The 10,019-nt window shown below is 57.9% G+C and carries 4 protein-coding genes; all 4 read left to right on the top strand.

What is annotated here, in order from left to right; all coding sequences use genetic code 11:
* Positions 1–285 precede the first annotated feature (285 nt).
* The 4 genes from GYN01_RS20260 to recD all read left to right on the top strand — a co-directional run bounded on the left by GYN01_RS20260 (position 286) and on the right by recD (position 10,004).
* Positions 286–585, top strand: coding sequence for a P-loop NTPase family protein (locus tag GYN01_RS20260; protein ID WP_203307674.1), 300 nt, complete (start codon positions 286–288; stop codon positions 583–585).
* Between the two features lie 196 nt (positions 586–781).
* Positions 782–4,231: an exodeoxyribonuclease V subunit gamma gene (gene recC, locus GYN01_RS20255; RefSeq protein ID WP_048402741.1), complete on the top strand. Its 3,450-nt coding sequence runs from the start codon at positions 782–784 to the stop codon at positions 4,229–4,231.
* Positions 4,231–7,923 carry an exodeoxyribonuclease V subunit beta gene (gene recB / locus GYN01_RS20250; protein WP_203307673.1) on the top strand — a complete coding sequence of 1,231 codons (3,693 nt, stop codon included), beginning with the start codon at positions 4,231–4,233 and terminating at the stop codon, positions 7,921–7,923. Before recC ends, recB begins: the two co-directional genes overlap by 1 nt.
* Positions 7,920–10,004: an exodeoxyribonuclease V subunit alpha gene (recD, locus tag GYN01_RS20245; protein ID WP_203307672.1), complete on the top strand. Its 2,085-nt coding sequence runs from the start codon at positions 7,920–7,922 to the stop codon at positions 10,002–10,004. Before recB ends, recD begins: the two co-directional genes overlap by 4 nt.
* Positions 10,005–10,019: the final 15 nt, after the last annotated feature.

Below are 10,019 nucleotides of genomic sequence, written 5' to 3'. Positions count from 1 at the left end.
CGTCTGCTTACGCAGATGGGGATTTTGTTTGTGCGCTCGAAAAATATTCTTGATCCAAACAGCTGAATCTTTGCTTTGTCATCGGCGTATATGGAAGCATCAGGGGTTCCCACTTTATGTAACTACGCTCGGTGTCGTATCTCGAAACGTGAGCAGGCCAGTGAATAACCGTTTTTGTCATTTGGTATGAGGTTTGATAGCACTTGGCGAGACAGAGGCAAGTATGACTCGCAACATCCTCATGACGGGTGCCGCAGGGACCGGCACGACTACCCTGGCCAGAGCATGGCGTACGAACTGTGTGCGACACATCTGGAGGCCGATGATTTTTTGTGGCTACCCAGTAACCCGCCTTATCAACATCAGGTCGAAAAAACGCAGCGGTGTGAGCGTTTACTTCATGAGATGCGCCGCGCAAGCCGGGCAGTTGTCGTTGGCTCGATAAGGGGGTGGGGCTGCGCACTTGAGGACGCTTTTGATCTCATGGTGTTTCTATACCTCCCCGTTGACCTGCGCTTAGAACGACTAACGCTGCGGGAGGTGAAACGTTTCGGTCATGTAAAACCAGAAGGACTGGCTTTCTAAACGGACTTGCCCTGTTGGCGATATGTCCATTACTGATCGGCTACATCTCATAAACGACGCTATTGATATCGCCAGCCGTAAGCCTCCCATTATTTGAAGGCATATTGAGCGCGTATGTACCTTGCGTTGCACTCAGATGACTGGGCGATGTTAAGGTTCGCCTCCGGGTTTTTAATCTTCTCCAAAGGATGCCGATATGTCGGTTGCTACGCCCCTCAATGCGGGTTTTATGGTGGTTCACGGTAACCGGCTTGATGAACTGCGCAGCCTGGTCGTGAGCTGGATGCGCATGTATCCCTTGGCACCCTTGGAGAATGAAATAGCGCTGGTGCAAAGCAACGGGATCGCGCAATGGCTCAAGTTGGCCCTGGCAGAAGATGCTCAGGATGATGACTTGGGTGGTTGTGGTATAGCGGCAGCGATTGATGTCCAGTTACCCGGTACATTTTTATGGCAACTCTATCGTCTGGTGCTGGGCAGCGAACAAATCCCTGCTAAGTCTTTGCTCGACAAGGCTCCGTTAACCTGGCGCCTGATGCGTTTGTTACCAGCACTGATTGATCTACCGCATTTTGAGCCGTTGCAGCGCTTTCTTACCCATGACACCGACCTGCGCAAACGCTATCAACTCTCAGAGCGGCTCGCGGATCTGTTCGACCAATATCAGGTTTACCGCGCTGACTGGCTGGAAGACTGGGCTGCTGGCCGCCATCAGTTACGCAATGCACGAGGCGAAACGCCTGCCTTGAGCCCGGCCAACTGCTGGCAAGCCGAGTTGTGGCGTGCCCTGTTGCTGGATGTAGGGCAAGAGGGCATGGCCCAAAGTCGGGCGGGTGTTCATCAGCGTTTTATAGAAAAAATCAACAGCCTCGAACAAGCCCCGTCCGGGTTACCCGCCAGGGTGATTGTGTTCGGCATCTCTTCTCTGCCCGCGCAAGCGCTCGAAGCATTGGCAGGTCTCGCACGTTTCAGTCAGGTATTGCTATGTGTACACAACCCTTGCCGCCACCATTGGTCTGACATCGTTGCAGACAAAGATCTGCTGCGTCATCAGTACAAGCGCCAAGCGCGCAAAGCGGGAATGCCTACAGTACTGGACGCGGATATCCTGCATCAGCACGCCCATCCGCTACTAGCTGCGTGGGGCAAGCAGGGGCGCGACTACATCAATCTGCTCGACAGTTTCGACGACCCCAACAGCTACCGTTCCGCGTTCCGTGATGGTCGGATTGACCTGTTCAGTGAAGTTGAACCGCGCAATCTACTTAACCAATTACAGGACGACATCCTGGAGCTTCGCCCGCTCAATGAAACACGCGAGTGCTGGCCTGCTATTGAGCTGGAGAAAGATCAGTCAATTCGTTTTCACGTTGCCCACAGCGCGCAACGTGAAGTCGAGATCCTTCACGATCAACTACTCGCACGATTCAGTGAGAATCCGGATTTACAGCCGCGAGATGTGATCGTGATGGTGCCGGATGTCGACAGCTATGCGCCGCACATTCGCGCGGTGTTCGGGCAGATCGAGCGTAATGACCGCCGCTTTATTCCTTTTACCTTGGCCGACCAGGGCCAGCGCGGGCGTGATCCTCTTTTGATCGCGATCGAGCACTTGCTCAAGTTGCCTGACAGTCGATTCCCGGTCAGCGAAATTCTAGACCTCTTGGACGTGCCGGCCTTACGTGCCCGATTCAACGTACAAGAACGCGACTTGCCTACGTTGCACCGTTGGATTGAAGGCGCGGGCATTCGCTGGGGGTTGAATGCCGAACAGCGTGAAGGGCTGGGCCTGCCTGCGCACCTGGAGCAGAACAGTTGGCGTTTTGGATTGCGCCGTATGTTGCTCGGCTATGCCGTTGGCAGTGGCGAAGCCTGCGATGGCATTGAGCCTTACGATGAAATAGGTGGCCTTGATGCCGTCCTGATTGGCCCGCTGGTCGCCTTGCTAGATGCCCTTGAAATCGCCCATCAAGAACTCTCGCAGCCTGCTTTGCCGCAGCAGTGGGGCGAGCGTTTGCAAGCCCTGATGCAGTTGTTTTTTCAGGCCGAGACTGAGCACGACGATTACCTGCTGGCCCAGCTCGAAGAGCTGCGCGAGAACTGGCTGGAAACCTGCGAACTTGTGGGCCTGGACGATGAGTTGCCGCTGACGGTCGTGCGCGAAGCGTGGCTGACCGGTCTGGACCAAGGCAAACTTTCGCAGCGCTTTCTTGCGGGCGCGGTCAACTTCTGCACCTTGATGCCGATGCGAGCCATTCCATTCAAGCTCGTGTGCTTGCTGGGGATGAACGACGGTGACTACCCGCGTGCCCAACCGCCGCTGGACTTTGACTTGATGGGTAGCGATTACCGCCCCGGCGACCGTTCTCGCCGTGAAGACGACCGTTACCTGCTGCTTGAAGCGCTATTGTCCGCCCGCGATCAACTGTATATCAGCTGGGTAGGCCGCAGTATTCGCGACAACAGTGAGCGTCCGGCCTGCGTGCTCATCGGCCAGCTTCGTGACCACTTGGCCAGTGGCTGGACACTCTCTAACGGTGCGGACTTGCTTGAAGCCATGACCCAAGAGCATCCGCTTCAACCCTTCAGTGCCCGATATTTCCACGAAGGTAATCCCAAACTGTTCAGTTACGCCCGTGAATGGCAGCAACTCCATGAGGCACAACCCGAGCATGCTGCACCCGCGATGTTGTCGGCCCATCACCAGGAAGAACCGGTCAACCTGACTCAGCTTCAAGACTTTTTGCGTAATCCTGTGCGTCACTTCTTTAGTCAGCGCCTGAAGGTTTACTTTGAGGCGGCAGAAGTGCCTTTGGCTGATGAGGAACCCTTCGTGCTTGATGCACTGGAGCGTTACACCCTGAGCGACAGCTTGCTCGAAGCCGCGCTGGCACAACCCGATCAACTCGAACAAGCGTTGCATACCCGCGCCCTGCGGTTACAGGGCAGCGGTTTGTTGCCGATGGCCGGTTTTGGCGAGGCATTGCAGCAGGAGTTGATCGAGCCACTGCCTGACGTGCTCCAGCGTTATCAGCAATTGGTGAGTCTTTGGCCGACGCCCTTGAACAGCGCCTTGCCGGTCAGTTTTGCAGAGCAAGGCCTGATCCTTGAGGGCTGGTTGAGTCATCTGCACCAACGTAGTGATAACGGCTTACTGTCCATCACGACGATTCCTAATAGCATCGGGGGCATTAAAACCCGTAAGTGGCATCGGTTGACCCGACCGTGGGTCAACCACTTAGTGGCCTGTGCCAGCGGGTTAGACATGTCCACGGCGTTGGTGGCCAGCGATGACACCTTGCTCCTTGCGCCGCTTGCGCCCAAACAGGCAGGCGACATTCTCGCCAACCTGCTTCTAACGTGGAGAATTGGCATGGGGCGCCCGCTGCCTGTCGCCGTGAAAACAGCCTTTGCCTGGTTAGCCCAACCCGACGCTGCCAAAGCCGCGGCGGCTGCGCAAAAGGCCTATGAAGGTGACGGCCAGACCAGTGAAGGTGAGCGCCGGGAAAGCGCGGCGCTGTCTCGTCAGTTCCCTGACTTCGCTGCACTTATGGCCTGTGGGGAGTTTGAAGAATGGTGTGACGCACTTTATCGGCCACTGTTCGAAGCGTCGTGGCGGTCCTTGACGGCCGAGGAGGCTCGCTAATGAACGCGCACGCACTTCCTTTGGCATTGTCCTTTCCGTTACGCGGCAGCCAACTCATTGAAGCCAGTGCTGGCACTGGCAAAACCTTCACCATTTCGGCACTTTACCTGCGTCTGATTCTAGGACACGGCTCGCAAGCAACAGGCTTTGGACGCGAACTCTTACCGCCACAAATACTGGTCGTCACCTTCACCGATGCCGCGACCAAAGAACTGCGCGATCGCATTCGTACACGTCTTGCTGAAGCAGCGCGTTTTTTTCGGGACGAAATTGAAGCCCCGGACACCTTGGTCGCACAACTGCGCGAAGCGTTCGAGATCGAGCAGTGGGCAGGTTGTGCCGGGCGTCTGGATATCGCAGCGCAATGGATGGACGAAGCGGCGGTTTCCACCATTCACAGTTGGTGTCAGCGCATGTTGCGTGAGCATGCTTTCGATAGCGGCAGTCTGTTCACGCAAACCCTCGAAACCGATCACAGCGACCTGCTGGGCGAAGTGCTACGCGATTACTGGCGACTGTTCTGCTACCCGATGCAGGGCGATGCCTTGAATTGGGTGCGCTCAAACTGGAGCGGTCCCGCGGCTTTATTACCACGGGTCCGCGCCTTGTTTGGTAGCTCGCGAGCGGCCCAACACCCCGAGCAAACACCGGCCGAAATGATCGAGGTCTGTTTGCACGAACGCCGCCAAGCGCTGTTGCAGCTCAAAACCCCCTGGTTGCAATGGGCTCAAGAGTTACGTCAGATATGCCTGCAAGGCGTGGCCGATAAAGCTGTCGATGGCCGAAAAATGCAGGCGCGCTACTTTGAACCCTGGTTTGAAAAACTCAGCGCGTGGGCGGCGGATGAGTCACTGGAGCAGTTGGACCTGGGCACAGGTTTTACGCGCCTGACCCCGGACGGCATGGCCGAAGCCTGGAAAAAAGGCGCCCCCCCGCAGCACCCAGCCTTGGATACCATGCGCGACCTGAAAGCAGCGCTCGATGCGTTGCCAAGCCCCGATGCGGCTGTGCTGGAGCACGCTGCACATTGGGTGAGTGCACGTTTTGAGGAGGAAAAACGCCGTCGCGCCGAGATGGGCTTCGATGACATGCTCGTGAGGCTGGACACTGCCTTGCAAGCAGAGAGCGGTGAGCGTTTGGCGACCCTGATACGCGAACAATTTCCGGTAGCGCTGATTGATGAGTTTCAAGACACCGATCCTGTGCAGTACCGCATTTTTGAAACCATTTATCGCATCCAGGCCAACGACCCCGACACGGGTCTGTTCATGATCGGCGACCCCAAACAAGCCATCTACGCGTTTCGTGGCGCGGACATCTATACCTACTTGCGTGCTCGTCACGCCACCCGTGACCGGCTGCATACACTGGACACCAACTTCCGTTCCAGCCATGCGATGGTCAGCGCGGTTAATCATGTATTTGAACGTGCCGAACATCGAGACACCGGCCGAGGTGCGTTTCTATTTCGCGAAGGGTCTGAAAACCCTGTGCCCTTTGTTTCAGTTAAATCCCAAGGCCGCAAAGAAGTCCTACAGCTTGAGGGCCAGTCCGTCCCGGCCATGAACCTCTGGCAACTGCCCGCCGAGCAACCCCTCAGCGGAGCGGTTTACCGCCAGCAACTGGCGGCCGTGTGCGCCAGCCAAATTGTAGAGCTGCTCAACGGCGGCCAGCAGGGACGCTGCGGTTTTGCCAAAGACGGTGAAGCCTTGCGCGGCGTCTTGCCCGCCGACATCGCCATCTTGGTGCGCGATGGTAAAGAAGCTCAGGCGGTACGGCGTGAATTATCGACCCGTGGCGTGCGAAGCGTGTACCTGTCAGATAAGGATTCAGTCTACGCAGCTCAGGAAGCACATGATGTGCTGGCATGGCTCAAAGCCTGCGCCGAGCCTGACGTCGAACGGCCGCTGCGGGCCGCACTGGCTTGCATCACGCTGGACTTGCCATTGATCGAACTGGAGCGTCTGAATGAGGACGAACTGGCGTGGGAATCGCGGGTCATGCAGTTCCGCGGCTACCGGGACATCTGGCGCAAGCAAGGCGTACTGGCCATGCTGCGCCGCTTGCTGCATGACTTCCAATTGCCTCAAGCGTTGATGACCCGCACGGAGGGCGAGCGAATACTGACCAACGTCTTGCATCTGTCCGAGTTGCTGCAACAAGCGGCCGGCGAACTGGACGGCGAACAGGCGCTGATTCGGCACTTGGCCGAGCATTTGGCGTTGTCGGGCCAGGCCGGTGAAGAACAAATTCTGCGACTTGAAAGCGACGAGCAACTGGTCAAGGTAGTGACCATTCACAAGTCCAAGGGGCTGGAATACCCGTTGGTGTTCCTGCCATTTATCTGCTCGACCAAGCCTGTGGATGGCAGCCGTCTACCCCTGCATTTTCACGATGCCGCAGGCCACGCACAGGTCAGTTTGAAACCAACACCTGAATTGATCACTCAAGCCGACGATGAACGCCTGGCTGAAGATTTGCGCTTGCTCTACGTGGCACTTACCCGCGCACAACATGCCTGCTGGCTGGGCGTGGCTGACCTGAAACGAGGCAACAACAACCGCTCGGTGTTACACGCCTCAGCCTTGGGCTATTTGCTCGGCGGGGGTGCCCTGTTGACCGAATCACCAGGGCTGGAGCGCTGGCTTGCGGACTTGCAAAACGATTGCCCGGCGATTCACTGCCAAGCAGCTCCGCCCGCCAGCGAAGCCCACTTTTACCCGCCACTCAATTCGGCCACGTTGCTCAAACCGCTGATTCCGACACGCCGTGCAGCGGAAAACTGGTGGATTGCTTCCTACAGTGCTTTACGCATTGGTGACAGCCTCAGCGCTGGCGAAGCGCCGGAAAGTGCTTTGGCACAAAAGCTGTCAGATGACGAGCGCTTGGACCCAGATGCACCGCGTGATGTGTTGCTCAGCGGCGGTGATATCCACCGTTTCCCCCGTGGGCCAAATCCTGGGACGTTCTTGCATGGCTTGCTTGAGTGGGCGGGCAGTGAGGGTTTCAAGGCGCAACCAGCGGCTATCGAAGATGCTGTCGCGCGGCGTTGTAATCGGCGTGGCTGGGAAGGCTGGATCGACACCCTGAGCGAGTGGTTGGTGCATCTGCAAGATGAACCCCTGCGTCTGAACAATGGCCAACCGGCTGTCGTCCTTAGCCAGCTGACGCAGTATCAGATTGAAATGGAGTTTTGGTTTGCCAGCCACAACGTCGACGTGCTGCAACTCGATCAACGGGTGCGTCAGCATACGCATGGCGGGGCGGCGCGCGCAGGGGCTGAGCCGAGCCTGCTTAATGGCATGTTCAAAGGTTTTATCGACCTGACTTTCGAACACGAAGGGCGGTATTACGTGGCTGATTACAAATCCAACTGGTTGGGCGCAGACGATACGGCTTACACCGAAGAGGCCATGACGGCCTCCATTCTGGACAACCGTTACGACCTGCAATACGTGCTGTACCTGTTGGCCTTGCACCGCCAGCTCAAGGCGCGGTTGGCAGATTACGACTACGACCAGCACATGGGCGGTGCGTTATATCTGTTTTTACGTGGTACGCGTTCCCAAGGTCAGGGCGTATTTTTTACGCGACCACCCAGAGTTCTGATTGAAAGCCTGGACCTGATGTTCCAGGGCAAGCCTCGGCCAATACCGGCGGCCCCCGCGTGGGAACAGGGAGTGTTGTTATGAGTCGCTCGTTTGCCGAACTGTTACCCACGCCGTTGACGGCCGAGAGCCTGGCGCAACTGCAACCTCTGGATCGCGCCGCAGACTTGCTGCTGTTGCTTGAACGTTGGGTGGAGCGCGGCTGGCTGCGCGCGCTGGATAAAGCGTTTGTCGCTTTTCTTCACGAGCGGGCGCCGCAGGGCGATCCGCTGGTACTGCTGGCAGCGGCGTTGACCAGCCATCAGTTGGGCCACGGCCACGTGTGTCTTGACCTGTTTGAAACCCTTAAAGCGCCTGACTTTGCACTGTCTTTGCCGCCTGAGGGGGACGTGCAAACCGGCGCCATGTTGTTGCCATCGCAACTGCTGGAAGCGTTGGAGGGCGACGCGTGGTGCACGGCATTGCAGGCCAGTCCACTGGTTGAGCACGCGGGCTTCTCGACGGCTGATGCCGCCAGTCGCCCCTTGGTGCTGAGCGAGCGGCGTTTGTATTTGCGTCGTTATTGGGCGTACGAGCGACGAATCGACAGTGCCTTGCGCCAACGTCTGACCACGGCGGAGGTGACCCCGGCTGATTTGCCTGCACGTCTGAACAACTTGTTCGGCAGCCCCAAAGCGAATGCGCCGATTGATTGGCAAAAGCTGGCATGTGCCTTGGCCACGCGTGGCGCATTCAGCATCGTAACGGGCGGGCCGGGGACCGGTAAAACCACCACCGTGGTGCGTTTGCTTGCGCTGTTACAAGCACCGGCTGTTGAAGCCGGTGCGCCGCTGCGTATTCGCCTTGCCGCACCCACGGGCAAAGCGGCCGCACGTTTGACCGAATCCATCAGCCTTCAGGTCAAGTCTCTGGAAGTGGACGACACGCTACGGCAAAAAATCCCCAGTGATGTGACCACCGTTCACCGCCTGCTCGGCAGCCGTCCGGGGACGCGGCATTTTCGTCATCACGCGGGCAATCGCTTGCCGCTGGATGTTCTGGTCGTCGACGAAGCCTCGATGATCGACCTCGAAATGATGGCAAACCTGCTCGATGCGCTGCCTGATCATGCGCGTCTGGTGTTATTGGGCGACAAGGACCAATTGGCCTCGGTTGAAGCCGGTGCAGTACTCGGTGATCTGTGTCGCGACGCAGAAGCAGGCTGGTACAGCCCCTCAACCCGAGCATGGCTGGAGCAGATTAGCGGCGAACACCTGGCGGGCAGTGGTTTGCAAACGGATACCGAGGGTTCGCATCCCTTGGCCCAACAAGTGGTGATGCTGCGTCACTCGCGGCGTTTTGGTGAAGGCAGCGGCATCGGGCAGCTCTCCCGTCTGGTCAACCAGCAGCAGGCCCAAGAGGCCCGCGCGTTACTGACCTCTGGCGCGTATGCGGACCTGTCTGCGTGGCCACTGAGTGGCGAGCAAGACAAACGGTTTGAACGTTTGGTGCTTGAGGGCTGCGGGGACGAAGCCAAAGGCTATCGGCATTACCTGAATGTCTTGCGCGAGCAACGCCCTGTGGCGGGTGCGCCCCTCGAAGACCCTTGCTGGGCGGCATGGGCGGGCACCGTACTGAACGCATTCGAAGGGTTTCAAGTGCTCTGCGCCGTGCGAAAAGGCCCGTGGGGTGTGGAGGGTTTGAACGAGCGCATCACGCGCGCGTTGTTTGCCCGCCAACTGATAGACAGCGACCAGCAGTGGTACGAAGGGCGCCCGGTGCTGATGACCCGCAACGACTACGGGCTGGGCCTGATGAACGGCGACATAGGCATCGCCCTCAAACTCCCTGAGCGCGAGGGGCACGACGAGCGTCAGGTTTTGCGCGTGGCGTTCGCGCGCAATGATGGTCAGGGAGGCATCCGTTTTGTGCTACCAAGCCGTCTGAATGATGTTGAAACGGTGTACGCCATGACGGTGCATAAGTCTCAAGGCTCGGAGTTTTCTCATACCGCTTTGGTACTGCCCGAGGCGCTCAACCCGGTGTTGACCAAAGAGCTGATTTACACCGGCATCACGCGGGCCAAGCACTGGTTTAGTCTTGTAGAACCTCGTGCTGGCGTTTTTGAAGGGGCTGTACTGCGCAAGGTCAAACGCCTGAGTGGTTTGATGCTGGGTTTAGGTTAAATCGTGCACGCGACA

Source organism: Pseudomonas weihenstephanensis (assembly GCF_016812185.1).
Classification (GTDB): Bacteria; Pseudomonadota; Gammaproteobacteria; order Pseudomonadales; family Pseudomonadaceae; genus Aquipseudomonas; species Aquipseudomonas weihenstephanensis.
Note: the sequence above shows the minus strand (reverse complement) of the source record. Positions and strands in the feature narration are given on the sequence as shown.

Bases quoted from the DNA above. Each gene is read 5' to 3' on its own strand.
- GYN01_RS20260 (WP_203307674.1), top strand. From the start codon at position 286: ATGGCGTACGAACTGTGTGCGACACATCTGGAGGCCGATGATTTTTTG.
- recC (WP_048402741.1), top strand. From the start codon at position 782: ATGTCGGTTGCTACGCCCCTCAATGCGGGTTTTATGGTGGTTCACGGT.
- recB (WP_203307673.1), top strand. From the start codon at position 4,231: ATGAACGCGCACGCACTTCCTTTGGCATTGTCCTTTCCGTTACGCGGC.
- recD (WP_203307672.1), top strand. From the start codon at position 7,920: ATGAGTCGCTCGTTTGCCGAACTGTTACCCACGCCGTTGACGGCCGAG.